This is a genomic window from Microbacterium sp. (assembly GCF_047606685.1).
Lineage (GTDB): Bacteria > Actinomycetota > Actinomycetes > Actinomycetales > Microbacteriaceae > Microbacterium.
On sequence record NZ_JASGEC010000001.1, the window covers coordinates 1 to 22,950 of the forward strand.

A 22,950-nucleotide genomic window follows, 5' to 3' on the forward strand; every position below is an offset into this window, starting at 1 on the left:
CGCGGTCGGGCGAGCGCCTCCGGCGGGGCGGGTCTGGGTGCGCCCGGCGGGCTTCGCCGGCGCCTTGTCGGCGGGGCCGGTCGCACCGTCCGCCTCGAGGGCGGCGCGCAGCTTGCGAGCCACCGGGGGCTCGATCGTCGACGAGGGGCTCTTCACGAACTCGCCGAGCTCCTTCAGCTTGGCCAGAGCGACCTTGCTGTCGACGCCGAGTTCCGAGGCGATCTCGTGCACGCGTGGTTTTGCCACAATTCTCCTGTCTGGGGTCCACCCAGGCAGGGCAGACCGTTAGTTGCGGACGGGTCTCATTTCGAGCCGTTCACTTCGTGTCCATAGCCGTTCAGCCGTTTCTCGAGGGTCTGCGTGTCAAGCGGGCCTGACACACGCAATGCGCGCACGAACGCGCGACGCCGCAAAGCGGCATCCACACACTCGCGCGTGTCGTGCACCCACGCGCCCCGCCCCGGCAGCGACGCGCGCTCATCGGGGATCAGCGCGGAATCGACGGCCACGACTCGAAGGAGGGTGGATCGGGGGGCACGCGTGCGGCATCCGACGCACGTCCGTACGGATTCCATTCTATACCCCTCCTCTGCCTCTCCCTCTCCTTCTCCCGCCCGGCCCTCCCGGCGAGAGAACAGCGGGTGGACGAGGGATAGGCGAGTTCCCTACCTCTCGGCGACCAGGTGTTCTCTCGCGGGGAGAGAACGGGGTCAGGCATCCTCGAGGATCGAGTCGGGCTGGATGTCGATCTTGGCGCCGGTGAGCTTGGCGGCGAGGCGGGCGTTCTGGCCTTCCTTGCCGATCGCGAGCGACAGCTGGTAGTCGGGCACCAGAGCGCGCACGGCCTTGCTGTTCGCGTCCAGCACGAACGCCGACGTCACTTTCGCGGGCGACAGCGCGTTGGCGACGAACTTCGACAGCTCCGGGTCGTAGTCGACGATGTCGATCTTCTCGCCGCCGAGCTCCTCGGTGACCGCGCGCACGCGCCGGCCGAGCTCGCCGATGCACGCGCCCTTCGCGTTGATCGTCGGGTCGTTCGCCTTCACCGCGATCTTGCTGCGGTGACCGGCCTCGCGGGCGAGCGACACGATCTCGACGAGGCCGCCTGCGATCTCCGGCACCTCGAGCGCGAACAGCTTGCGCACCAGGCCGGGGTGCGTGCGCGACACCGTGATCGAGGGCCCCTTGGCGCCCTTGCCGACCGCCGTCACGTACACGCGCAGCCGCGAGCCGTGCGGATACTCCTCCCCCGGCGCCTGCTCCTCGGGGGGCAGGATGGCCTCGACCGTGCCGAGGTCGACGTGCACCATGCGCGGGTTCGGACCCTGCTGCACGACGCCGGCGACGATGTCGCCCTCCTTGCCGCGGAACTCGCCGAGCACCGCGTCGTCGGCGATGTCGCGGAGCCGCTGGCTGATGACCTGCTTGGCGGCGTACGCGGCGATGCGCCCGAAGTCGTCGGGCGTGGTCTCCTCCTCGCCGATGACCACCTCGTCCTCGTCGAGCAGCGGCAGGAAGATCGCGACGTGCCCGCTCTTGCGGTCGAGCTCGGCGCGCGCGCCCTCCGGGATCGTTCCGGTCGGAGAGCTGTGCTTCGCGTAGGCGGTCAGAATCGCCTGCTCGATGATTCGCACCAGCTCGTCGAAGGGGATGTCCTTCTCGCGCTCGATCGTGCGCAGCAGTCCCAGGTCGATGTCCACCGCAAACCTCCCTTTTCAGCTTTCATCCGGCGCACCGGCATCCCCCCAACGCTACCGCTGAAAGCTGGGAGGGAGGGATGCCTCAGCCCGGCGCCGACGGCAGCGCGTTGAGCGCGCGCACGAGCCGGTGCAGATGGCCGACGCGGAACTGGTTCAATCGCAGCACGAGACGCGGGAGGTCGAGGCGGTCGTGATCCTCCCGCTCGACGCGCAGCGGACCGGTCCGCTCGATGCGCCCGGCGGCCAGCAGGTCGCCGAACTCGTCGTTCAGCGCCGCGACCTCGGCATCCGTCGGCTCGGCCTTCACCCGCAGCACGAGGCGGCCGCCCACCCAGCGCAGCGAGTCGTAGTTGCGCCAGAATCCGGTGATCTCGGCGGCCGCGGCCTCGACCGAGTCGGTGACGAGCACACGGTCGAAGTCGCGCGGAGAGATCACTCCCGACGGCACGAGGCAGTCGTTGACGAAGCGGCCAAGGCCCGCCCAGAACGCGCCCCCGGGCTCGTCGAGCAGCACGATCGGCGTCGGCTCGGCCTTGCCGGTCTGCTGCAGCGTGAGCAGCTCGAACATCTCGTCGAGCGTGCCGAATCCGCCCGGAACGCACACGAATCCCCGCGACTCCTTGACGAGCATCAGCTTTCGGGTGAAGAAGTACTTCATCGCCACGTTGCGCGCGTTCGCCCCGACGACCGCATTCGGCTTCTCTTCGAACGGCAGCCGGATCGACACGCCGAGCGAGTGGCCGGGCCCGGCGCCCTCGGCGGCTGCCTGCATGATGCCGGGGCCGGCGCCGGTGACGATCATCCAGCCCTGCGCGGCCAGCGCGGCCGCGACATCCGCCGCCTGACGGTACAGCGGGTCGTCCGGCTTCGTGCGCGCCGACCCGAAGATCGTCACCTTCGGCACGTCCTCGTACGGCGCGAACAGGCGGAACGCCGCGCGCATCTCGGTGAGCGCGGCGGTCGTGATCTTCAGGTCGAGGCGGTCCGTGCCATCCATCCCCAGCCCGATTCCGGTCGCGAGGATCCGGGCCACCAGATCGACGTTGCGGGCGATGCCGGCCGTGTCGATCGCCGCGCGCAGCTCTTCGGCGACCGGCGGCGGAATCGGGATGGTGCTTTCCGACATGAAGCCAGGATGCCACGGCCCGATGTCGCGGTGTTCCCCAGATCAGGAACTTTGGCGCAGTCAGGCCGCTACACCGCAAATCGTCCTGACCACGCCAAATCCCCTGATCTGGGCAAAGCGGGTCTTCGGAGCTGGGCCAGCCAGGATGCCACGGCCCGGCGCCTTACAGTGATGCCGTGTCAGACATCCTCTCCTCACGGCCCTGGTGGGACTCGCCGCTGGTGCGGCTCGCGGGCGCGACGCTGTCGTGGCTCGTCTTCGCCGCCTCGTGCGCCCTGCTCGTGCAGTCGGCCCTCGCCCTCGTCGGCCTGGGGGGCGTCTGCGGCGGCGGCGAGTGGTACGCGACGGCGGACGAGTGCCCCACCGCTGTGGCGGTGTTCACGCCGCTGAGCCTTGTCGGCCTTGTCGCGGCGGTGCTCGTCTCGGTCGGGCTGGCGCGCGGATTTGGGATGCAGCTGCCGCTTCTGGCGTGGCCGATCATGTTCTGCGGCCTCGGCGGGGCCTTCGTCCTCGCCTCGGTCGGCGAGCAGCACGCCTTCGTCTGGGCGCTGCTCGGCCTGTTCTTCGCCGCGATGGGCCTGCTTCCGCTCGTGCTCGTGCTGCGCGCCGACGCGCAGGCGGCGTTTTCCGGGGCGCGCGCGATCAGCGGCTCCCCTCTCCAGGAGGACGTGGACCGTCCGTCGTGGTGGCCGGTCAAGCACTCCCGCGCCGAGACGACCGCCCCGCAGCAGCGAGACTGGCTGCTCGCGGTGGTTCCCGCGCTCGCTGCCGCGGGCGTCGGCCTGTGGCTGGGCGTGGCCCTGTTCCGCGCGGCGGCCGGCTGAGCGCGCGCCTCGTCGACGTGTCGGGCGCCGGTCAGCGGTCGGCGAGGCGCGCGACCGCCTCGGCGACCGAGACCACCTCGCGGTCGCCGGAGCGCCGGTCCCACAGCTCGACCTCGCCCGCGGCCGCGCCGCGGCCGACGATCACGATGCGCGGAACGCCGACCAGCTCGGCATCCGCGAACTTCACTCCGGGCGACACCTTGGGGCGGTCGTCGTAGACAACCTCCAGCCCCGCCGCCTCGAGCTGGTCGCACAGCCGCGCCGCGAGCTCGAACGCCGCGGCATCCTTCCCCGTCGCCACCACGTGCACGTCGAACGGGGCGACAGCGGCGGGCCAGATGAGCCCCTTGTCGTCGTTGGACAGCTCGGCGAGGATCGCGAGGATGCGGGTGACGCCGATGCCGTACGAGCCCATCGTGACGGTGACGAGCTTGCCGTTCGGGTCGAGCACCTTCAGGCCCAGCGTCTCGGCGAAGAAGCGGCCGAGCTGGAAGACGTGGCCGAGCTCCATGCCGCGGGCGAGCTCCACCGGCCCCGACCCGTCCGGCGCGGGGTCGCCGGGGAGAACGCTGGCGACCTCGACGAACCCGTCCGCGGTGAAGTCGCGGCCAGCGACGAGCGAGTGCACGTGCTTCTCGTCGATGTTGGCACCGGTGATCCAGCTGGTCCCGTCGACGACGCGCGGGTCGAGCAGGTACCGGATGCCGGTGGCCGACTCCTCGCCGAGCACCGCCCCCGTCGGCGACCACGGGCCGATGTAGCCCTTCACAAGCAGCGGGTGCCGCTCGAAGTCCTCGGGGGTGGCGGGCTCGACGACGGCGGGGGCGAAGGCGACCTCGGCCCGCTTGTCGTCGACGTCGCGGTCGCCGGGCACGCCGACGATCACGAGCTCGCGCTCGCCGTCGGGGTGGACGAGCGCGAGGACCACGTTCTTGAGCGTGTCGGCGGCGGTGTGCTCGCCGTCCAGCACCGCGTTGGCGTGCGCCACGAGCGTCTCGATCGTCGGGGTGTCGGGCGAGTCGAAGATCTCCGGCTCCGCCAGAGCGTCGAACGGGATCGGCTCGGGCGGCACCGTCGTGAACGCCTCGACGTTGGCGGCGTAGCCGCCCGCCGACCGCACGAAGGTGTCCTCGCCGACGGGGGTGGGGTGCAGGAACTCCTCGCTGCGCGCCCCGCCCATGAGGCCGTTGTCGGCCTGCACGATGACGTACTCCAGGCCGAGCCGCTGGAAGATGCGCTCGTACGCGTCGCGCTGCGCCTGGTAGCTGGTCTCGAGCCCCTCGTCGTTGTAGTCGAACGTGTAGGCGTCCTTCATCGTGAACTCGCGGCCGCGCAGCAGGCCGGCCCGGGGGCGCGCCTCGTCGCGGTACTTGTCCTGGATCTGGTAGATCGCCAGCGGCAGGTCTTTGTACGACGAGTACAGGTCTTTCACGAGCAGCGTGAACAGCTCTTCGTGCGTCGGGGCGAGCAGGTAGTCGGCCTCTTTGCGGTCTTGCAGGCGGAAGATGCCGTCGCCGTAGGCCTCCCAGCGGCCCGACTGCTGGTATGGGTCGGCGGGAACGAGCGCCGGGAAGTGCACTTCGTACGCGCCGGCCGCGGTCATCTCTTCGCGGATGATCTGCTCGATGCGCCCCTTCACCCGCAGCCCCAGCGGCAGCCACGCGAAGATGCCCGGCGCGACGCGGCGGATGTAGCCGGCGCGCAGCAACAGCTTGTGGCTGGTGACCTCGGCCTCGGCCGGGTCCTCGCGGAGCGTGCGGAGGAAGAAGTGCGACAGACGGGTGACCACGAGGGTCAAGTCTACGGATGCCGCGGCCCGTGCGGCCTACACTGACTTCGTGCCCGCCCGCCGCCCGCGTCTCGCTTCCGTCGCAAGCGGCGTGCTGAGCGCCGCCTTCGCCGAACTCGGCCGCGCGCTGGAGCTGCCGGGCGCCTTCTCCGCCGAGGTGCTCGCCGAGGCCGAGAGCGCCGCGAGGTCGGTCCCGACGGATCCGGATGCCGCCGCGCTCCCCGATCTGCGCCACATCGAGCTCTTCACGATCGACCCGGCCGGCTCGACCGACCTCGACCAGGCGCTGCACCTCGAGCGCGCCGACGAAGGCGCCGTGCTGCACTACGCGATTGCAGACGTCGCGGCGTTCGTCGCTGCGGGCGGCGCCATCGACGCCGAAGCGCGCCGGCGCGGCCAGACGATGTACGCGCCCGACCGCAGAGTCCCGCTGCATCCCGACATTCTCGGCGCCGACGCCGCGTCGCTGCTTCCCGGAGTCGACCGCCGCGCGTTCGTGTGGCGCTTCGAGCTCGACGACGGCGCCCGGCCGGTGTCGACGTCGCTCACGCGCGCGATCGTGCGCTCCCGCCGGCAGTGGAGCTACCCCGAGGCCCAGCGAGCAGTCGACGGCGGCGACGCGCCGGCATCCCTGGCCGCCCTGCGGTGGTTCGGCGAGCGCCGTCGTGAACGCGAGAGCGAGCGCGGCGGCGCGAGTCTGAGCGTGCCCGAGGTCGAGATCGAGGCGGATGACGGCCGCTACCGGCTGCGGCGACGGGCGACGCTTCCGATCGAGACGTGGAACGCGCACGTCTCGCTGCTGACGGGGATGTCGGCTGCCGACATCATGCTGCGCGGCGGCGTCGGCATCCTGCGCACCATGCCCGCCGCCGACGACGACGACGTCGCGGCGTTCCGAGCGCAGACCGTCGCGCTCGGCCTGCCATGGCCGGAGGACATGCGGTACGGCGACTATCTGCGCGGGCTCGACGCCGACGACCCGGCGGCCATGGCGGTCCAGGATGCCGCGGCGTCGCTGTTCCGCGGCGCAGGGTACGCCGTGTTCGACGGGGCGCCGCCCGCCGACCCCGTGCAGGCGGCGATCGCGGCGCCGTACGCGCACACGACGGCGCCGATCCGCCGGCTCGTCGACCGCTGGTCGCTCGTGATCTGCGAGGCTTTGGCCGGCGGGCGCGAGGTCCCCGCGTGGGCGCGAGAGAGCCTGCCCGAACTGCCGAAGCTCATGGGGCGCAGCGAGCACCTGGCCAGCCGTCTCGAGGCGGCGTCGGTCGACCGGGTCGAGGCCGCCGTGCTGAGCGGGCACGAGGGAGAGACGTTCGACGGGGTTGTGCTGAGCGCGCGGGGCGACACGGCGCGCGTGCAGCTGGCGCACCCGCCCGTGAGCGCGCGGGTCGCGGGGCTCGAGGCTCCCGCCGGGTCGACGGTGCGGCTGCGGCTCGCGCGCGCCGACATCTCGACCGGCGAGGTCGTGCTGGAGCCGACATCTGGGTAGGCGGTCACCGGGCGCGTGCGCAACTCAGCCTCGCCGTGGCGGTGGCGTCGCAGCTCCGCCGTGATTCCGCGAACGAAGGCCTGCGGCCACTGCCGCGAGACTGAGTTAGTGCGGGCAAGCCAGGAGCACCCGCTCACGCGCGGCGCGCGTGTTCAGGCGGTGACGACCTGCGCCGTGCCGAGCGGGGCGTCGGGGCCCATGTCGGCCGCGATGCGGTTGGCCTCTTCGATGAGGGTCGCCACGATGTCGGCCTCGGGCACCGTCTTGATGACCTGCCCCTTCACGAAGATCTGCCCCTTGCCGTTGCCCGACGCGACGCCCAGGTCGGCCTCGCGCGCCTCGCCGGGGCCGTTCACGACGCAGCCCATCACAGCGACGCGCAGCGGCACGGTCATGTCCTTCAGGCCCTCGGTCACCGAGTCGGCGAGCGTGTAGACATCCACTTGCGCGCGCCCGCACGACGGGCACGAAACGATCTCGAGCTTGCGCTCGCGCAGGTTCAGCGACTGCAGGATCTGATGCCCGACCTTGACCTCTTCGGCCGGCGGCGCCGACAGCGAGACGCGGATCGTGTCGCCGATCCCCTCGGCGAGGAGGATGCCGAACGCCGTCGCCGACTTGATCGTGCCCTGGAACGCCGGCCCCGCCTCGGTCACCCCGAGGTGCAACGGCCAGTCGCCGCGCTCGGCCAGCAGCCGGTACGCCTTCACCATGACGATCGGGTCGTTGTGCTTGACCGAGATCTTGAAGTCGTGGAAGTCGTGCTCCTCGAACAGCGACGCTTCCCACACGGCGCTCTCCATGAGCGCCTCGGGCGTCGCCTTGCCGTGCTTCTCGAGCAGCCGCTTGTCGAGCGACCCGGCGTTCACGCCGATGCGCAGCGACACGCCGGCCGCCTGCGCCGCCGCCGCGATCGCGCCGACCTGGTCGTCGAACTTGCGGATGTTGCCGGGGTTCACCCGCACCGCCGCGCAGCCGGCGTCGATCGCCTGGAACACGTACTTGGGTTGGAAGTGGATGTCGGCGATCACCGGGATCTGGCTCTTCATCGCGATGATCGGCAGGGCGTCGGCGTCGTCCTGCGACGGCACCGCGACGCGGACGATCTCGCAACCGGACGCCGTGAGCTCGGCGATCTGCTGCAGCGTCGCGTTGATGTTCGTCGTCGGCGTCGTCGTCATCGACTGGACGCTCACCGGCGCTGCGCCGCCGACCAGCACCTTGCCCACTCGGATCTGGCGGCTCTTGCGCCTCGGGGCGAGGACGTCGGGCACGCGAGGCATCCCGAGATTGACGGCTGGCACGCTCTCCAGACTACGCGGCGGGGCTGAGCCGACGCTGAACCCGGCAAGGGCCGGCCCTGTGGTAGTTTCGGCGCATGTCCGCGAACCGCACCTGGTGGCCCGCCCGCTGAGGCGGTGTGTTCGCGTTCCCAAAACAGACCGTCCCCCGAGGCGGTCTTTTCTGTGTGGACGACCGCCAGCTGAAAGGCCGGAGATGACCCTTCACCTCCCCACCGGCGAGCCGTTCGCCCTCCTCTGCCGCGACGGGCGCGCCGTCGAGCTGCTGCGCGGCGACGTCGTCGACGTCGACCGGCTCGCCGACATCCCGCTCGCCGCGGGCGGCGTGCCGCGCGAAGTGCTCGCGCTCGTGCCGTTCCGCCAGGTCGTCGAGCGCGGCTTCGAGTGCCACGACGACCACGCGCCGCTGCGCTGCCTGATCGCCTGGTCGCACGAGTCGTTCCCGGTCGCCGACGCGCTCGCGTCGCTGCCGGGCGAGGTGGTGCCGCTGCACGACGCGGGCTTCGACATCGCCGACGACGAGTACGCCGACATCGTCCGCCGCGTCATCGCCGACGAGATCGGCCGCGGGGAGGGCGCGAACTTCGTGATCCGGCGCGATTTCACCGCGCGCGTGGAGACGGATGCCGTAACCGCCGGCCTCACGTGGTTCCGGGCGTTGCTCGAGCACGAGCGCGGCGCGTACTGGACGTTCCTCGTCTCGACCCCGGGGCACGTCGCGGTGGGAGCGAGCCCCGAGGCGCATGTCAGCGCGGTGGACGGCGTCGTGACGATGAACCCGATCTCGGGCACGTTCCGCCACCCGGCCGGCGGCGCCACGGTCGAGTCGCTGACCGAGTTCCTGGAGTCGACGAAGGAGACCGAAGAGCTGTTCATGGTCGTCGATGAAGAGCTCAAGATGATGAGCGCGGTGTGCTCGGACGGCGGGCGGATCACGGGCCCCCACCTCAAGGAGATGTCGCGCCTGACGCACACCGAGTACGTGCTACGGGGGCGCAGCCGGCTCGATCCGCGCGACATCCTGCGCGAGACGATGTTCGCCCCGACCGTGACCGGGTCGCCGATGCAGAACGCGTGCACCGTGATCAGCCGGCACGAGACGAAGCCGCGCGGGTACTACTCCGGGGTGGCGGCGCTGTTCACGCCGCGCGCCGGCCACGAGCCGGGCGAGCCGAGCCACGACCTCGACGCGCCGATCCTGATCCGCACGGCGTACCTCGCGGACGGCACGCTGCGCGTGCCCGTCGGCGCGACGCTCGTGCGCCACTCCGACCCATACGGCGAGGTGAGCGAGACGCACGGCAAGGCCGCGGGAGTGCTCGGCGCGATCGGCGCCGTGCCTCGCGACCCGGGGCCGGCGGCCGACGCGATCGACGAGGACGCGCCGGCCGCGGGGCCCCGCCTGCTCGCGGACGACACGGGCGTCGCCGAGCTGCTCGCGTCGCGCAACGCGCGTCTGGCCTCGTTCTGGCTGAACCCGCAGGACACGACGGAACAGGGCCCGTTCGCCGGCCGGTCCGCGCTGGTGGTCGACGCCGAAGACCGCTTCACGACGATGCTCGCCCACCAGCTCCGCCACTTGGGCCTGAGCGTCGAGATCGCGCACTGGAGCGAGGTGCCAGACGATCGGCTGGATGCCGCCGAGCTCGTCGTGTCGGGGCCGGGACCCGGCGACCCGCGCGATGAGGCGAGCCCGCGGATGCGCCGGATGCGCGAGGTCGTCGCCCGGCGGCGCGAGGCGGGGCGGCCGCTGCTGGCCGTGTGCCTGAGCCACCAGATCCTCGCCGACGCGGTCGGCCTCGATCTCGCGCCGTTGGAGCGTCCGCACCAGGGGCTGCAGAAGACCGTCGACGTGTTCGGCGAGCCCGCCTCGATCGGGTTCTACAACACGTTCACGGCGCGTGTCGCGCCCGGCACGACGCGGGTGGGAGAGACGGATGTCGCGGCCGACGCCGCCGGCGCCGTGTACGCGCTGCGCGGCCCGGGCTACGCGTCGGTGCAGGGGCACCTCGAGTCGATCCTGTCGCGCGACGGCATGCACACGCTGGAGCGCCTCGTCGCCCACGCGCTGACCACCGGTCGTTGAGCAAACCGCTCCCCTCGCTCGTTGAGCAAACGGCTCCCCCGGTCGTTGAGCGAGGGCGCCGTAGGCGTCCGAGACGAAACGCGGCGACCGCCGTGCGACGAAGGCTCGCCGCGTTTCGTCTCGCTCCGCTCGCTCAACGACCGGGGCACCTACGCAGCCGTCAGCTCGCCTGCCGCTCGCTCAACGACCGACCCCGTGCAGGCGGCGCTCGATGAGCCGGCGCTCGGCGTCGTTCGCCGTCAGCTCTCGAGCACGCAGGTCGGCGACGGACGCCTCCGCGCCGCGACCCACGCGGCGCAGCAGGTGTGCGCGCACGGCGTGCCACAGGTGGAAGGGCGCCAGCGCGTCGGCGAGCGCGTCGACCTCGGCGAGCGCCGGCTCGGCTCCGCTGACCTCGGCGAGCGCGACCGCGCGATTGAGCCGGACGATCGGCGACGGGTCGTGCGCGAGCAGCAAGTCGTAGAGGGCGAGCACTTGCCGCCAGTCGGTGTCGGCGGCGGCGCGGGCATCGGAGTGGCACGCCGCGATCGCCGCGTGCAGCTGCCACCGCCCCGGGCGCCGCAGCCGCGCGGCGCGCTCCAGCACGCGGTGGGCCTCGGCGAGGAGCGCGGCGTCCCACCGCGAGCGGTCCTGGTCGGCGAGCAGCACGAGCTCGCCGTCCACGGCCCTCGCGTCCTCGCGGGCGCGGTGGAACAGCAGCAGCGCGAGCAGGCCGTGGGCCTCCGCCTCCCCCGGCAGCGCGTCGACGACCACGCTGGCCAGCCACAGCGCGTCGTCGGCCACGTCGCGGTCGGCCGCGGCATCCCTTCCCGCGACCAAGTGCGCCTCGCTGTACATCGCCGACACGATCGCGAGCACGGTGTCCAGGCGCGGGGCGCGCTTGGCGCCCTCGGGTATCCGCAGTGGCACTCCCGCCGCGCCGATCTTGCGCTTGGCGCGGACGATCCGCTGCCCGACGGCGGACGGGGTGCTCACCGTCGCGCGCGCGATCTGCGCGGTGGTCAGGCCGCACACGGCGCGCAGGGTGAGCGCGAGCTGCGCGTCCGGCGACAGCGCGGGGTGGCAGCAGCCGAACAAGAGCGGCAGCCGCTCGTCGGCGCCCTCCGCCGACTCGTCGGGCGGCGGCGCGGCGAGCAGCGCGAGCTTCTCGCGATAGCGCTTCTCGCGCCGCATCCGGTCGATCGCGTTGTGCCGCGCGGCCTGTGTGAGCCAGCCGCCCGGGTTCGGCGGCACGCCCTTCGCCCGCCACTCGCGCAGCGCCTCCTTGACGGCGTCGGCCACCGACTCCTCGGCGAGGTCGAGGTTGCCGAGCGCCGCGGTGAGCGCCGCGACGATGCGCGCGGACTCCTCGCGGATGACACGCGCGAGCAGTCGATCGGATGCCGCGGCCCCCGCGGGCGGCGGGCCGGCCGCGGCATCCGATCCGGTCACTGCTCGAACTGGCTGTAGTCGGTGACGATCGGCCGGACCTCGACCGACGTGCCGGGCAGCTCCAGCATGGGCCACGAGCGCGCGAGCGCGAGTGCCGCGTCGAGGTCGGCTACGTCGATGATGCTGAACCCGCCGACGGCCTCGCGCGCCTCGGTGAAGGGCCCGTCGACGACCACGGGGCCGTCAGCGCTGTGCCGCACCGTTGTGGCGGTGTCGACGGGCTGCAGCTCGGCACCGCTGTCCTCGATCACCGACTCGTTGTCTTGGAACCACTGGAACACCCGCCTGTAGACGTCCTGGGCGACCTCGGGCGGCACAGCCGCGTCGTGCTCGGGGGTGGACGTGAACATGATCACGTACTTCACGGTCGTTTCCTTTCGTCATGGGAACCGTTTCATCCCCACAGCGAACGGGCAAGCCTCTTTTCGACACCCGCGCGGAAAAAACTCACTGCCCGAAGATCGACACCGGGTTGAACAGGTCGGCGAGGATCAGCACCGCGCCCATGCCGATCAGCAGCACGACGACGACGAAAGTCGCCGGCACGAGCTTGGTGGCGTCCGCCGGCGCCGGCGGCGGACGGCGGAAGAGCTTGGCCCACCCGCGCTTGAGGCCCTCCCACAGCGCCACCACGACGTGGCCGCCGTCCAACGGCAAGAGCGGAATGAGGTTGAACACGAACAGCGCGATGTTGAGCGAGCCGAGCAGCCCGAGCGTCGCGCTGATGCGGTTGAGCACGGGCGCGTCGGCGGATGCGACCTCCCCGGCGATGACGCCGACGCCCACGACGCTGAGCGGCCCGTCGGGGTCGCGCTCCCCGCCCGTGACGAGCGAGACGCCGGTCTCCCACACCTTGACCGGCAGCTGCACGATGATCCCCGCCACCTGGCCGACGTTCTGCAGGGCGAGGGCGGGCCCGCTCCAGAGCGGCTGCCGCAGGAACTCGACCGTGGGGCGGATGCCGAGGAAGCCGACCTCCTGGCCGTCCGCGACCATCGTGGCCGGGGTCACCGTGAGAGTCTGCTGCTGCCCCGCCCGCTCGACGACGACGTTGAGCGGGGCGCCGGGCGAGGCCTGCACGATCTTCGCCACGTCGTCGAAGGTCGCCACGCGCGTGCCGTCGACCGACACGATGGCATCGCCCGGCTCGAAGCCGGCCGCGACGGCGGGAGGTGCGGGGTCGGACGGCGCGCACTCGCTCGTGCTGGCCGCCGGAACGCACTCCGACAGCGACGAGACGGTCGTGGTCGCCGTCTGCACGCCGATGCCGCTGAGCATGATCGTGAACAGCACGATCGCCAGCAGCAGGTTCATGAACGGGCCGCCAAGCATCACGATGACCCGCTTGTGGACGGGCAGCCGGTAGAAGACGCGCTCGTCGTCGTCGCCGTCCAGCGTCTCGTCGTTCGCCGCTCGCGCGTCCTGCACCATCGTGGCGAAGAAGCCGCCACCGGCGCGGCCGTCCCGCGCCGCGCGCGGCGAGGGCGGGTACATGCCCGCCATCGAGATGTAGCCGCCCAGCGGCAGCAGTTTGAAGCCGTACTCCGTCTCGCCGCGGCGGCGCGACCACAGCGTCGGCCCGAACCCGATCATGTACTGGCCGACGCGCACGCCGAACCGCTTCGCCGGCCACAGATGGCCGAGCTCGTGGAGGGCGATCGACACCGCGAGCCCGACGATCATCACGACAATGCCGACGACGAACAGCAGGACGCTCACACCCCCACGGTACCCGCGGATCCCTGGGTGTAGCCTCAGCCAGGCTCGGCGCGGGCCGTGAGACGATGGAGTGCCGCCGTCGGACGGCCATGCTTCGAACACAAAGGTCTCATGAAGGTCAACAACGCCCCTGTGCTGCGCCCCGAGCACCCCGAGCCGCGGCTGCTCACAGACTTCGCCGAGCGCTTCGGCCTGACGCCGATCGGCGACATCGACGGCGTCGAGACCGTCGGCGCCACGGTGTCGAGCGTCGATGTGCGGCCCGGCGAGATCTTCATCGCGATGCACGGCGTGCCCCGCCAGGGGCCCCAGTTCGGCGCGCGCCGCCACGGCGCGGAGTTCGTGGCCGAAGCGGTCGAGAAGGGCGCGGTGGCAATCGTCACCGACGCCCAGGGCGCCGAGATGGCGAAGGACTGCGGGCTGCCGATCTTCGTGATGGACGACCCGCGTCCGCACGTGTCGGAGCTCGCCTCGTGGGTGTTCGGCAACGATGGGCGGATGCCGCTGATCCTCGGCGTGACCGGCACGAACGGCAAGACGTCGACCGTGCACCTGCAGCACGAGATCCTGCGCGCGCTGGGCCGGACGACATCCCTGTCCTCGTCGGCGCGGCGCATCGCCGCCGACACCGAGGTGACCGCCAAGCTGTCGACGCCGGAGGCGAGCGAGCTGCACGCGATCCTCGCGTTCGGACGCGAGCGCGGCGTCGAAGTGATGTGCCTCGAGGTGAGCGTGCAGGCGATCATCCACGGCCGCAGCTCCGGCATCGTGTTCGACGTCGCCGCGTTCACCAACCTGCAGCTGGACCACCGCGAGGACTTCGCGGACATGAACGACTACGTGCGCGCCAAGGCGCGCATCTTCCAGAACGGCAGCGCGCGCCGCGGCGTGGTCTCGCTCGACACGCCGTGGGGCAAGATCGTCGCCGACGAGGCCGACTGCCCCGTGACGACGGTCGCCACGCCCGAGATCGCGGAGGACGTCGAGCTCGCCGAGTCGGCGCAGTGGATCGCGCGCATGACCGCCGAGCGCGTCAACGCCACCGCCTTCACGCTCGACGGCCCCGACGGCCAGCACCTGGAGTCGACGGTGCCGGCGCTGGGCGCGCACATGGTCGCCAACGCCGCGATGGCGATCGTGACGCTCGTGGAGGCCGGCATCGCGTGGGACGACATCGTCTCGGTGGTCGACGGGCGCATCCCCGGGTTCCTCCCCGGCCGCACGCAGCTGGTGACCACCGGTCGCGGCCCGGTCGTGTACATCGACTTCGCGCACACGCCCGACGCGATCGCCGTGACCGCCGCCGCGGTGCGCCGTGTGACGGAGGGCAAGGTCATCGTGATCTTCGGCGCGGACGGGTCGCGCGATGGCACGAAACGCCCCATCATGGGGCTGGCCGCGGTGCGCAACTCGGATGTCGCGATCGTCAGCGACTACAACCCGCGGTGGGAGGATCCCGACCTCATCCGCGCGCAGCTGTACGAGGGGGCGGCCCAGGAGCCCCCCGCCGGCGGCCTGTTCAACATCGCCGACCCGGAAGAGGCGCTCGACAAGGCGATGTCACTGGCCGAGGACGGCGACGCGATCCTGTGGTGCGGGCCCGGGCACCAGGACTTCCTGGACGTGCGCGGCAAGCGCGTCGCCTACGACTTCCCACAGATCTCGCTCGACGCGCTGCGCCGCTACGGCTGGGGCTGACCCGCCCTCCAGCGGCCGCCGGCCGCGATCACGCGCTCGGCGGCATCCCGCGCCCACCGCTCCGCGTCTGCCAGCGTCTCGCGCGTCAGCTGCTCGGGGGCCTCGTGCTCCTCGACCACGCGCGTCACGGTGTCGACGATTCCCAGGAACGACAGCCGCCCCTCGTGGAAGGCGTCCACGGCCTGCTCGTTGGCGGCATTGAACACCGCGGGGTACGTGCGGCCGGCGGTGCCCACGCGCTTGGCGAGGGCGATGGCGGGGAACGCCGCGTGGTCGAGGGGCTCGAAGCTCCAGGATGCCGCGGCGCTCCAGTCCAGCGGACGGCCGACGCCGCCGACGCGGTTCGGCCAGTCGAGCCCGAGGGAGATCGGCAGCCGCATGTCGGGCGGAGACGCCTGGGCGATCGTGGAGCCGTCCACGAACTCGACCATCGAGTGCACGATCGACTGCGGGTGCACGACGACCTCGATGTCGTCGTAGGGCACTGCGAACAGCAAGTGCGCCTCGATGACCTCGAGGCCCTTGTTCACCAGCGTCGCGGAGTTGGTCGTGATCATGCGACCCATGTCCCACGTGGGGTGCGCGAGCGCCTCGGCGGGGGTGACCTGCGCCAGCGACGCGCGCGAGCGGCCGCGGAATGGCCCGCCGGAGGCGGTGAGCACGAGCCGGCGCACTTCGGCGCGGTCGCCGCAGCGCAGCGCCTGCGCGATCGCAGAGTGCTCCGAGTCGACCGGCACGATCTGCCCGGGCTGCGCGGCCGCCGTGACCAGCTCTCCGCCGACGATCAGCGACTCTTTGTTGGCCAGGGCGAGCGTGCGCCCCGCCTCCAGCGCCGCGAGGGTCGGGCCGAGCCCCACCGATCCGGTGATGCCGTTGAGCACGACGTCCGCCTCGACGTCCCGGACGAGCTGCTCGGCCTCGTCGGCGCCGAGCGCGAGGTCGTCGACGCCGAACTGCGCCGCCTGCCGCTCCAGCTCCACTCGGTTCGACCCGGCCGACAGCCCGACGACCTCGAACCGCCGCGGGTTCGCACGGATGACATCCAGCGCCTGCGTGCCGACCGATCCCGTCGAGCCGAGAACGATGACGCGCCGCATCCGGCCAGCCTATCCAGGCCGGCTACGAGTCCGCGTGCTGCGTGCCGAGGATGTCGATGACGAACACCAGTGTCTGGCCCTTCAAGTCTCCGCTCAGATCGCCCATCGACGGCGGCATCACCACGAGCACCTGGCTGCCCACCTTCTGGCCGACCAGCGCCTTGCCGAAGCCCTCGTACACCTGGTTCGTGGCGAACGGAGCCGGGGCGCCGCGCGACCAGCTGGAGTCGAAGTTCTCCTTCGTGTCCCACGACACGCCCGTGTACTGGGTGAGGACGTAGTCGCCGTCCTTGACCTTCTCGCCGTCGCCCTGCTTGAGCACCGCGATCTCGAGCTCCGTGGGCGCGTCGGTGTCGGGAATGGTCACCGTCGGCGTGCCGTCGTCGGCGAGGGTGACTTCCGGCATCCCGTCCACCGGCTCCTGCGGCTCGCCCCACGCCGCCGCCGGCGAGACGCCGAGCACGTCGACGACGTGGACGAGCGCCTGCCCGCCCTCTGCGGCAGGCACCGCCAGCACGAAGCGCGAGCCGATCGTCGCGCAGCCGAAGAACTGCCCGGCGCCGGCAGCGGTCACCTGCTGCGGCAGCGGCTTGTTCGAGGTGTAGCCCTGGGCGCCGAGCGCGTCGCCCGACTCCGCGTCGAAGGTCGTGATCGCGTAGTCGACGAGCTGGCCCTCCGTGATCGCGTCGCCGTCGCCCTCGGTGATCACCGTGCGCTCGATGCTCGCGATCTCCAACGGCGCGGTGAAGTCGACCGTCGGCTCCTTGCCGAACTCACCCTTCACGGTGATGGAGTCGGATGCCTCCCCCGGCGCGGCTGCGACGTCGCACAGGTCGGCCGAGACGGTCGGCGTCTCCGACGGCGTGGGCGTGGCCGAGCCGGAGCAGCCGGCGAGCACGAGGCCGGCGGCGGCGAGCGCGGACAGGACGATGACGGGGCGAATGCGCACGGAAAGACCTCACTGTGGTGGGGGAAGACATCCCATCCTGCCTCATCTTCCCTATGACGCCGCTGGACAGGTCGTTCCCGACGGCATGCCGGGATCGGCATGAGGACGGTAGTACCCTCTTCTCTGATGACTTCCGCGGAGAGCCCCGAACCCGTCGAAGCCGAACCGGACCCCGTCACGCGGATGGGGGGCACATACGCGTTCGGCCGTGTCCTGATCGCCCCGCTGGCTCGCGCCGTCTACCGCCCGCGGGTCGAGGGCAGCGACAATGTTCCGCGCACCGGCCCGGTGATCATCGCGAGCAACCACCTGTCGTTCATCGACTCGATCGCGATCCCCGTGGCAGCTCCGCGCCCGGTGCACTTCCTCGCCAAATCGAGCTACTTCGAGGGAAGCGGGATGAGCGGCTGGATCTCGCGCGAGTTCTTCACCGCGATCGGCGCCGTCCCGGTGCAGCGCGGCGCCGGCCAGGCGGCGCTCGACGCTCTCGAGCAGCAGCGCCTTCTGCTCGAGGCGGGCAACGCCGTCGCGCTGTACCCCGAGGGCACCCGCTCGCTCGACGGCCGCCTGTACAAGGGGCGCACGGGCGTGGCGTTCCTCGCCCTGCAGACGGGCGCTCCGGTCGTGCCGGTCGGCCTCGTCGGCACCGACAAGGTCATGCCGGTCGGGGCGAAGTTCCCCTCGATGAGCGAGCGGGTCACCGTGCGCTTCGGCAAACCGCTCGACCTCTCGCACCACGGTCCGGCGACCTCCGGCCGCGCGCGGCGGCTCGCCACCGACGACATCATGGCGGCGATCCACGCGCTCTCCGGCCAAGAGCTCGCCAACGCCTACAACGAGGTTCCGGCCGCCACTCCGCTGGACCGCATCAAGCAGGCGCTGCCGCACGAGCGGCGCTGACGCCCCGCATCCGGCCTCACCCAAATCTCCTGATCTCGCGCATCCGCGTCCCCGAAATCACCTGATCTCGCGCAGTCAGGCCGGTCCGGCGCAAAGACGTCCTGACCCCGCGAAATGTCCTGATCTGGACAAGCGCGCTCAGCCGCGGGCGGGAGCGACGTCGAGGGTCGGCTCGTGCCGCACCGGGAAGTTCACCGAGTTCGCGATGAAGCACCACTCGTGCGCGCGGTCGTGCGCGATGCGCGCGGCATCCACCATCGCCTCCTCGGCGACCGTCACGTGCGGGCCCAGCACCACTTCGCGGAACGACCCGCCGTTGCCGCGCTGCGTGAGCACCCCGCGCGCCTCGTCGCGATACGCGACGACCACGACCCCGGCTTCCACGCACGCGTGCAGGTAGGCCAGCATGTGGCACTGCGACAGCGCGGCCACCAGCAGGTCCTCCGGGTTCCAGCGCGACGGGTCGCCGCGGAACGGCTTGTCGGCCGACGCGAGCAGAGCGGGCTTGCCCGCGACCTCGACCGTCGCGGCGCGGTCGTAGTCGCGGTAGCCGGTCGTGCCGGCGCCGCGATTGCCGGTCCAGGTCGTGGTGAGGTGGTACTCGTGCTCGCCGCGCATGGGGCAAGTCTTCCACCCCACCCCCTGCTCACGACCCCACCCCCTAAACCCCGCGAACAGGGGGTGGGGTCGAGAGCAGGCGGTGGGGTCGGCGGCGCAGCCCGCCGGATAGGCTGAGAGCGTGCCCGAGACCTTCTCCGCAGCGAGCGCGGTGGAGCTTGCCGTCGTCGAACGCAGCGGCTTCGTGGAGTCGCGGCACAGCGGCGCGGCGATCGTCCTGGGCCCGGACGGCGACGTGCTCGAGCGGCTCGGCGAGGTCACGGCGCCGATCCTGCCGCGCTCGAGCCTGAAGCCCCTGCAGGCGCTCGCGTGCGTGTCGGCGGGAGCGGCGCTCGAGGGCGAGCGGCTGTGCCTTGCCACCGCCAGCCACGCGGGCACCGACCGGCACGTCTCGGTGGTCCGCGACATCCTCGACCAGGCGCGCCTCGGCGAGGAGGCCCTGGGCTGCCCGCCGGCGTGGCCGACAGACACGGCCACGCGGGACGAGCTCGTGCGCGAGCGCGCCGAGCCCGCCCGCATCCGCATGAACTGCTCGGGCAAGCACGCCGCGATGCTGCTTGCGTGCGTCGTCAACGGGTGGGATGTCACGACCTACCTCGATCCACGGCACCCGCTCCAAGTGCACATCCGCGAGGTCGTCGAGCGGCTCACCGGGGAGAGCGTGGCGGCGACCGCGGTCGACGGATGCGGGGCGCCCGTCCACGCCGTGTCGCTGTTCGGTCTCGCGAGGGCCGTCCACCGGATCGGCACGTCGTCGGCGCGGTCGCCGTTCGCGCTGCACCGGCAGGCCGGCGTGCTCGTCGACACCGTGCGAGCCCATCCGTGGGCGATCGACGGCCCCGGCCGGGCCGACACGGTCGCGATCGAGCGCCTCGGCGTGTTCGCGAAAGGCGGCGCGGAGGGCGTCATGGTCATGGTCGCCCCCGGCGGCACGACGGTGGCCCTGAAGATGCTGGACGGCTCCGGCCGCGCCACGACAGCCGTCGCCGTGCGCCTGCTCGAGAAGGCGGGCGCCCTTCCTCCCGCTGCCGTCGCCGAGGCGATGGCGCACGTGCCGCTGGCGGCGGCCGGCGCCGCCATCCGGCCCGCCTTCTGAGAAAGGACCGATCGTGAGGATCAGCGTTCCCACCGAGATCAAGAACAACGAGTACCGGGTGGCGCTCACTCCGTCGGGCGTCCACGACCTGGCCGTGCAGGGGCACGAGGTGTTCGTGCAGCGCGGCGCGGGCGAGGGCTCCTCGATGTCCGACGCCGAGTACGAGCACGCCGGCGCGACGATCCTCGACGAAGCCGAGGAGGTGTGGGATGCCGCCGAGCTCGTGTTGAAGGTGAAGGAGCCGATCGCGAGCGAGTACCGGCACTTCCGCGACGACCTCGTGCTGTTCACCTACCTGCACCTGGCCGCCGACCGGCCGCTCACCGACGAGCTGGTGCGCAGCGGCGTCACGGCGATCGCGTACGAGACGGTGCAGCTGCCGGGAGGCGGACTGCCACTGCTCGCGCCGATGAGCGAGGTGGCGGGCAGGCTCGCGCCGTCGGTCGGCGCGCACACCCTCATGCGCGCGCACGGCGGCCTGGGACTGCTGATGTCGGGCGTGCCGGGCACTCGGCCGGCGAGCGTGACGGTGATCGGCGGCGGCGTGGCCGGCGCGAACGCGATCGTGATCGCGGTCGGCCTCGGCGCCGACGTCACGGTCTTCGACACCAACGTGCAGCGCCTGCGCCAGCTCGACGACCACTTCCAGGGCCGCGTCAAGACCGCGGCATCCAATCCCCTCGACCTCGACCGCGCGGTCGTGGCCTCCGACCTCGTGATCGGGTCGGTGCTGATCCCGGGAGCGAAGGCCCCGAAGCTCGTCACGAACGACATGGTGTCGCGGATGCGGCCGGGCTCGGTGCTCGTGGACATCGCCGTGGACCAGGGCGGATGCTTCGAAGACACCCATCCCACGACGCACGCCGACCCCACCTTCCCCGTGCACGGGTCGGTGTTCTACTGCGTGGCGAACATGCCCGGCGCCGTCCCGAACACGTCGACGTCGGCGCTGACGAACGCCACCTCGCCGTACATCCGCCAGATCGCCCGGCTGGGGTGGAAGGACGCGCTGCGCGCCGACCCGGCGCTGGCGGCCGGCCTGAACGTCGCGCACGGCGCGGTGGCCAACGCGGGCGTCGCGACCGCGCACGGCCTCGCACTCACGCCGGTCGCCGACCTTCTGGGCTGACCCGGGTCAGATGAGGCCGCCGTCGACCGAGCGGCCGTAGTCTCCCGGCTCGTCGGGGACCAGCACCGGCGTCTCTCGGTTCAGGCTCTGCCCGGCAAAGAACGGCTTCGAGCGCGGGAACATGTACCAGACCAGCATCAGCACGACGCCGAGGGCCAGCGCGCCGACGCCGATCACGAAGGTGCCGCCGATGCCGAGCAACACGGTGTAGCCGTAGTCAACGTCCCACATGTCGATCGCGGACTGCACGAACGCGTACGTGAGCATGAGCGCCCCGAGGGTCGGCAGCAGGAACTTGTAGAGGAAGTTCTTGCCCGACGCGAACAGCTCGCGGCGGTAGTACCACACGCACGAGTAGCCGGTGAGGGCGTAGTAGAAGGCGATGGCAAGTCCCAGGGAGAGGATCGAGTCCTGCAGGATGTTGTCGCTGATCAGCGTCATCCCCACGTAGTAGACGATCGCGACGACTCCCATCACGGTCGTCGAGAACGACGGCGTCTTGAATCTGGGGTGCACGGTCGCGAACCTGCGCGGCAGGGCCTTGTACGCCGCCATCGACAGCGTGCCGCGGGCCGTCGGCAGGATCGTCGTCTGCGTGGACGAGACCGCCGAGATCATCACCGCCACCACGAGCACCCAGCCGAACGGGCCGAGCAGCCCGTCTTTGATGGCGAGGAAGAAGTCGTCGGCGTTCGCCTCGTTGCCCAGGCCCGTTCCGGTCTCGCCGAGCCCCGCGTACATCATGGCCGCGACGGTGACGCCGACGTAGGTGAGCAGCAGGATGACGCACGTGAGCAGAGCGGACAGACCCGGGATGCGCTTGGGGTCCTTCGTCTCCTCATTCAGGGCGAGGCACGTGTCCCAACCCCAGTAGATGAACAGCGCGAGCAGCACCGCCTCGACGAAGCCCGACCACTCCGCGAACGCGAACGGGTTGAACCAGCTCCAGTCGAACGGCGTCGCGGCCGGCGCGGAGCCGTCGAAGAACTTCCAGAGCGCGACGACGACGAAGATGAGCAGCGCGAGGTACTGGATGCCGAGCAGGATGTTCTGGATGCGCTCGCCGATCTCCACCCCGCGAGCGCTCACCCACGTCATGAGCGCGATGAACACCACGCCGGTCACCGTCACGAGCGGCACGTTGTCGGAGAGCAGCGCGTCCTCCGGGCTGTGCATGATGCCGTCGACGAGCGCCCACAGGTAGATGCCGCCGATCTGGGCGAGGTTGGCGAGGACCACCATGCCCGCAACGGCGACGCCCCATCCGCCCATCCAGCCCACCCACGAGCCGAACGCTTTCGTCCCCCACGTGAAGGTGGTGCCGCAGTCGGGGATCTCGTTGTTGAGCTCGCGGTACGCGTACGCGATGAACAGCATCGGCACGAAGGCGATCACGAACGCGATCGGCGCCTGGCCGCCCACCGCCAGCACCACGTACCCGAGCGTGGCCACAAGGGAGTAGACGGGCGCGGTGGAGGCGAGCCCGATCACGGTGGAGCCGAAGAGTCCGAGCGTGCCGACGGCCAGCCCTTTCCCCTCGGGAGGCGTCATGTCGATCGGCGTCGTGGCGGTCATTCCTGAACCGTAGGACCGAGATGGATGCCGCGTCAACACGCCTCCCCCAGCGGCGCCGTCACTCGCCGCGCGCGTCCGCCCGGATCGACGAGCCACGCCCGGTCGCCGTGATCGTGCGCGTAGGGCGGAAACTCTCGCGACCCGGCCAGCGCGCGGAACTCGGCGGCGCAGGACGTCGCGATCAGCACAGCGCCGTCCGCCCGCGAGCGCGTCCACAGCCCCCACTGCCGCTGCCACCCGTCGGGGTCGCCGACGAGCACCGTGGCCGACGGCCCGCCGGCCGAATCCTCCGGCCGCGCGCCGGGCGGCAGGCCGTCGATGGGGACGACGCGTTTGCGCGGCAGGGCGCGTGCGAGCGCGGCCGCCGCCTCGCGCGGGTTGCGAACGGCGACGGCAGTGAGCGCGCCGCGCGGCCGCCAC

Annotated in this window: 20 protein-coding genes and 1 pseudogene; 7 read left to right on the forward strand and 14 right to left on the reverse strand. The window is 71.6% G+C overall.

Going from position 1 to position 22,950, the window contains the following annotated elements; translation table 11 throughout:
- The 4 genes from QM611_RS00005 to QM611_RS00020 form a co-directional block, all read right to left on the reverse strand.
- The coding region (locus QM611_RS00005) for a translation initiation factor IF-2 N-terminal domain-containing protein (RefSeq protein WP_415077809.1) at window positions 1-246 on the reverse strand (246 nt) is incomplete at its 3' end.
- A 56-nt stretch (window positions 247-302) separates the two neighbouring features.
- Complete coding sequence (locus QM611_RS00010) at window positions 303-575, reverse strand: YlxR family protein (protein WP_415077810.1); 273 nt, start codon at window positions 573-575, stop codon at window positions 303-305.
- Window positions 576-710: 135 nt separating this feature from the next.
- Window positions 711-1,700 carry a transcription termination factor NusA gene (gene nusA / locus QM611_RS00015; protein ID WP_415077811.1) on the reverse strand — a complete coding sequence of 330 codons (990 nt, stop codon included), beginning with the start codon at window positions 1,698-1,700 and terminating at the stop codon, window positions 711-713.
- Between the two features lie 82 nt (window positions 1,701-1,782).
- The gene (locus QM611_RS00020; RefSeq protein ID WP_415077812.1) at window positions 1,783-2,826 is read right to left on the reverse strand and encodes a TIGR00730 family Rossman fold protein; all 1,044 of its coding nucleotides are present in this window, start codon (window positions 2,824-2,826) and stop codon (window positions 1,783-1,785) included.
- 176 nt (window positions 2,827-3,002) lie between these two features.
- Between QM611_RS00020 and QM611_RS00025 the strand changes: the two genes are divergently transcribed.
- Entirely contained in the window at window positions 3,003-3,650 is a 648-nt protein-coding gene (locus QM611_RS00025) for a hypothetical protein (protein ID WP_415077813.1), read from the forward strand.
- 31 nt (window positions 3,651-3,681) lie between these two features.
- Here QM611_RS00025 and QM611_RS00030 read toward each other — a convergent pair whose 3' ends face one another.
- On the reverse strand, window positions 3,682-5,439 hold the full coding sequence (locus tag QM611_RS00030) for a proline--tRNA ligase (RefSeq protein ID WP_415077814.1): 1,758 nt from the start codon (window positions 5,437-5,439) through the stop codon (window positions 3,682-3,684).
- 49 nt (window positions 5,440-5,488) lie between these two features.
- Between QM611_RS00030 and QM611_RS00035 the strand changes: the two genes are divergently transcribed.
- A complete protein-coding gene (locus tag QM611_RS00035; protein ID WP_415077815.1) occupies window positions 5,489-6,931 on the forward strand; it encodes an RNB domain-containing ribonuclease in 1,443 nt (480 codons plus the stop codon).
- Window positions 6,932-7,083: 152 nt separating this feature from the next.
- On the opposite strand, the gene ispG is transcribed toward QM611_RS00035, so the two are convergent.
- Window positions 7,084-8,214, reverse strand: a complete 1,131-nt coding sequence (gene ispG, locus QM611_RS00040; protein WP_415077829.1) for a flavodoxin-dependent (E)-4-hydroxy-3-methylbut-2-enyl-diphosphate synthase — start codon at window positions 8,212-8,214, stop codon at window positions 7,084-7,086.
- A gap of 214 nt (window positions 8,215-8,428) precedes the next feature.
- On the opposite strand from ispG, the gene QM611_RS00045 reads away from it, so the two are divergent.
- A complete protein-coding gene (locus QM611_RS00045; protein ID WP_415077816.1) occupies window positions 8,429-10,318 on the forward strand; it encodes a chorismate-binding protein in 1,890 nt (629 codons plus the stop codon).
- 180 nt (window positions 10,319-10,498) lie between these two features.
- On the opposite strand, the gene QM611_RS00050 is transcribed toward QM611_RS00045, so the two are convergent.
- The 3 genes from QM611_RS00050 to QM611_RS00060 form a co-directional block, all read right to left on the reverse strand.
- On the reverse strand, window positions 10,499-11,749 hold the full coding sequence (locus tag QM611_RS00050; protein ID WP_415077817.1) for an RNA polymerase sigma factor: 1,251 nt from the start codon (window positions 11,747-11,749) through the stop codon (window positions 10,499-10,501).
- Entirely contained in the window at window positions 11,746-12,114 is a 369-nt protein-coding gene (locus tag QM611_RS00055) for a YciI family protein (protein ID WP_415077819.1), read from the reverse strand. Before QM611_RS00055 ends, QM611_RS00050 begins: the two co-directional genes overlap by 4 nt.
- Window positions 12,115-12,196: 82 nt before the next feature.
- A complete protein-coding gene (locus QM611_RS00060) occupies window positions 12,197-13,468 on the reverse strand; it encodes a M50 family metallopeptidase (protein ID WP_415077820.1) in 1,272 nt (423 codons plus the stop codon).
- 111 nt (window positions 13,469-13,579) lie between these two features.
- On the opposite strand from QM611_RS00060, the gene QM611_RS00065 reads away from it, so the two are divergent.
- A complete protein-coding gene (locus QM611_RS00065) occupies window positions 13,580-15,166 on the forward strand; it encodes a Mur ligase family protein (RefSeq protein ID WP_415077821.1) in 1,587 nt (528 codons plus the stop codon).
- On the opposite strand, the gene dxr is transcribed toward QM611_RS00065, so the two are convergent.
- Window positions 15,151-16,263 (reverse strand): 1-deoxy-D-xylulose-5-phosphate reductoisomerase, encoded by a 1,113-nt coding sequence (dxr, locus tag QM611_RS00070; protein WP_415077822.1) that lies wholly within the window; start codon window positions 16,261-16,263, stop codon window positions 15,151-15,153. The genes QM611_RS00065 and dxr overlap by 16 nt on opposite strands.
- Window positions 16,264-16,285: 22 nt before the next feature.
- Window positions 16,286-17,212 carry an FKBP-type peptidyl-prolyl cis-trans isomerase gene (locus tag QM611_RS00075; RefSeq protein WP_415077823.1) on the reverse strand — a complete coding sequence of 309 codons (927 nt, stop codon included), beginning with the start codon at window positions 17,210-17,212 and terminating at the stop codon, window positions 16,286-16,288.
- Window positions 17,213-17,338: 126 nt separating this feature from the next.
- Between QM611_RS00075 and QM611_RS00080 the strand changes: the two genes are divergently transcribed.
- Window positions 17,339-18,112, forward strand: coding sequence for a lysophospholipid acyltransferase family protein (locus QM611_RS00080; RefSeq protein ID WP_415077824.1), 774 nt, complete (start codon window positions 17,339-17,341; stop codon window positions 18,110-18,112).
- A 138-nt stretch (window positions 18,113-18,250) separates the two neighbouring features.
- Here QM611_RS00080 and QM611_RS00085 read toward each other — a convergent pair whose 3' ends face one another.
- Window positions 18,251-18,730 carry an OsmC family protein gene (locus QM611_RS00085; RefSeq protein WP_415077825.1) on the reverse strand — a complete coding sequence of 160 codons (480 nt, stop codon included), beginning with the start codon at window positions 18,728-18,730 and terminating at the stop codon, window positions 18,251-18,253.
- 121 nt (window positions 18,731-18,851) lie between these two features.
- Between QM611_RS00085 and QM611_RS00090 the strand changes: the two genes are divergently transcribed.
- Together QM611_RS00090 and ald are read left to right on the forward strand one after the other, a co-directional pair.
- The gene (locus tag QM611_RS00090; protein ID WP_415077826.1) at window positions 18,852-19,826 is read left to right on the forward strand and encodes an asparaginase; all 975 of its coding nucleotides are present in this window, start codon (window positions 18,852-18,854) and stop codon (window positions 19,824-19,826) included.
- Between the two features lie 13 nt (window positions 19,827-19,839).
- Window positions 19,840-20,955: an alanine dehydrogenase gene (ald, locus tag QM611_RS00095; RefSeq protein ID WP_415077827.1), complete on the forward strand. Its 1,116-nt coding sequence runs from the start codon at window positions 19,840-19,842 to the stop codon at window positions 20,953-20,955.
- Between the two features lie 6 nt (window positions 20,956-20,961).
- Here the strand turns inward: ald and QM611_RS00100 are convergent, their stop codons facing one another.
- Both QM611_RS00100 and QM611_RS00105 read right to left on the reverse strand, forming a co-directional pair.
- Window positions 20,962-22,530, reverse strand: a complete 1,569-nt coding sequence (locus tag QM611_RS00100) for an APC family permease (protein ID WP_415077828.1) — start codon at window positions 22,528-22,530, stop codon at window positions 20,962-20,964.
- A gap of 32 nt (window positions 22,531-22,562) precedes the next feature.
- Window positions 22,563-22,950: pseudogene (locus QM611_RS00105) on the reverse strand (hypothetical protein); the annotation flags it as partial.

What these genes read in the sequence shown, in the direction of transcription:
- QM611_RS00010 (WP_415077810.1), bottom strand. Translation starts at nt 575, where the DNA reads ATGGAATCCGTACGGACGTGCGTCGGATGCCGCACGCGTGCCCCCCGA.
- QM611_RS00020 (WP_415077812.1), bottom strand. Translation starts at nt 2,826, where the DNA reads ATGTCGGAAAGCACCATCCCGATTCCGCCGCCGGTCGCCGAAGAGCTG.
- ispG (WP_415077829.1), bottom strand. Translation starts at nt 8,214, where the DNA reads ATGCCTCGCGTGCCCGACGTCCTCGCCCCGAGGCGCAAGAGCCGCCAG.
- QM611_RS00045 (WP_415077816.1), top strand. Translation starts at nt 8,429, where the DNA reads ATGACCCTTCACCTCCCCACCGGCGAGCCGTTCGCCCTCCTCTGCCGC.
- QM611_RS00065 (WP_415077821.1), top strand. Translation starts at nt 13,580, where the DNA reads ATGAAGGTCAACAACGCCCCTGTGCTGCGCCCCGAGCACCCCGAGCCG.
- dxr (WP_415077822.1), bottom strand. Translation starts at nt 16,263, where the DNA reads ATGCGGCGCGTCATCGTTCTCGGCTCGACGGGATCGGTCGGCACGCAG.
- QM611_RS00080 (WP_415077824.1), top strand. Translation starts at nt 17,339, where the DNA reads ATGACTTCCGCGGAGAGCCCCGAACCCGTCGAAGCCGAACCGGACCCC.
- QM611_RS00085 (WP_415077825.1), bottom strand. Translation starts at nt 18,730, where the DNA reads ATGCGCGGCGAGCACGAGTACCACCTCACCACGACCTGGACCGGCAAT.
- QM611_RS00100 (WP_415077828.1), bottom strand. Translation starts at nt 22,530, where the DNA reads ATGACCGCCACGACGCCGATCGACATGACGCCTCCCGAGGGGAAAGGG.